Origin of the sequence: Streptomyces sp. NPDC089915, from assembly GCF_040684675.1 — a bacterium.
GTDB lineage: Bacteria > Actinomycetota > Actinomycetes > Streptomycetales > Streptomycetaceae > Streptomyces.
This window is the reverse complement of record NZ_JBFBGN010000367.1, coordinates 1-1476: the sequence shown is the minus strand read 5'-3', so window position 1 is coordinate 1476 and position 1476 is coordinate 1. Positions and strand designations below refer to the sequence as shown.

General features: G+C 72.3%; 2 protein-coding genes. One reads left to right on the top strand and one right to left on the bottom strand.

The annotated features are described in order from the left end of the window. Positions 1 to 1077: alpha/beta fold hydrolase (locus tag AB0O29_RS35880; protein ID WP_365160630.1), on the bottom strand; the 1077-nt coding region annotated here is incomplete at its 3' end. A 206-nt stretch (positions 1078 to 1283) separates the two neighbouring features. On the opposite strand from AB0O29_RS35880, the gene AB0O29_RS35875 reads away from it, so the two are divergent. Continuing rightward, on the top strand, positions 1284 to 1476 hold a 193-nt coding region (locus AB0O29_RS35875; RefSeq protein ID WP_365160627.1), incomplete at its 3' end, for a DUF998 domain-containing protein.

Here is a 1476-nt window from a genome sequence, read left to right as displayed (position 1 = left end):
GCACGGACCGGCACCATCCAGACCCACCCGGCCGGGTCCCACACCGCCCGGACCGCTGCCGCCCGGCGGCTGGGGCACCTTGTCGGCCGATGCCTTGAGGGACCTGACGACCACCGAGGCACCCTGGGGATCGAAGAAGAGCGACGGGTCGGCCCGGATGTCGTCACCCGTCACCTTCTCCCCGTAGTGGATGATCGGGTCCCGGTCGGCCCGCGCCACCAGCGCCCAGAAGGTGGCCGAGACCGCCTCCGGCGTGGCCCCGAGCCCGTAGGTGTCCTGGCGCTCCGCCGCCCACCGCGTCCACCGCTCGAAGGCGGGCTCGGCCTCCGTCCCCCACGCCTGGATCATGCCGCGCCACACGCGCCCCGGGTCCACGCCGCTGTCGAGGACGAACCGGTCGGTGCGCTCCGGGAACATCTGCGAGTACACCGCGCCGAGGTACGTCCCGTACGAGTAGCCCAGGTACGAGACCGTCCGCTCCCCGAGTGCGGCGCGGATGACGTCCATGTCGCGCGCCGTGTTGCGGGTGGTGATGTACGGGATCACATCGCCCGACTTCTCACGGCACTTGTCGGCGATCCCGCGCGCCCAGGCCACGTCCGAGGCGAAGGTCTCGGGCCGGTACGCCCCGCCGACGCCCACCTCCGCCTCGCTCAGGTCACCGCAGCCGATCGGGCTGCTCTCGCCGACGCCGCGCGGGTCGAAGCCGACGAGGTCGTAGCGGTCGCGGACGTCCTTGGGCATCTCGGCATCCGTCCGGATCGGCCGGAAGAGCCCCGGGGTCCCGGGGCCGCCGGGGTTGAGGAGGAGGACGCCGCGCCGCTTGGCGGGGTTCTCGCTCTTCATCCGGGATATGGCGAGGTCCAGGGTCCGCCCTTCTGGACGCCGGTAGTCCAGCGGCACCTTGAGGGTGGCGCACTCGTACGCCGCCGGCCGGTCGGGGCTGCAGCGGTGCCAGGCCGGCGTCTGCCGCAGGTACGCGGGGGCCGGGGCGGCGGATGCCGAGGGCGCCGCCAGCCCGGGAAGGGCGGCGGCCAGGAGACCGGAGGCGGCGAGCAGCGGTGCGAGACGGTTCATACGCGTGGTCCCGTTCGTTGGTCGGGTGAAATCCCTTGCGCCTCAACCGTGTTGGAGGAACGGGTAAGACCGGATCATCCCCAAGAGTGATCTTCTGTCCCTCGCACGTATCACCTGAAATCCAGACACTTGGCCGAGATCAGTCCCCTGCCCCCGCGTGCTGTTCCGGCTCGCGTGTGATCCTCCCGGAGGCGGTCGGCGGTGCCGTGGCCGCTGGCGTGGCGGCGGGGCCGCTGTTCCTGGCCGCCGGGCTCGCCCAGGGCTTCGCGCGGGACGGGTTCGACTTCACGCGGAACGCGATCAGTCAGCTCGCCCTCGGCGAGACGGGCGGAATCCAGACGGCGAGCTTCGTGCTCACCGGCGCACTGCTGATCGCCGGCGCGGCCGGCCTGCGGAAGA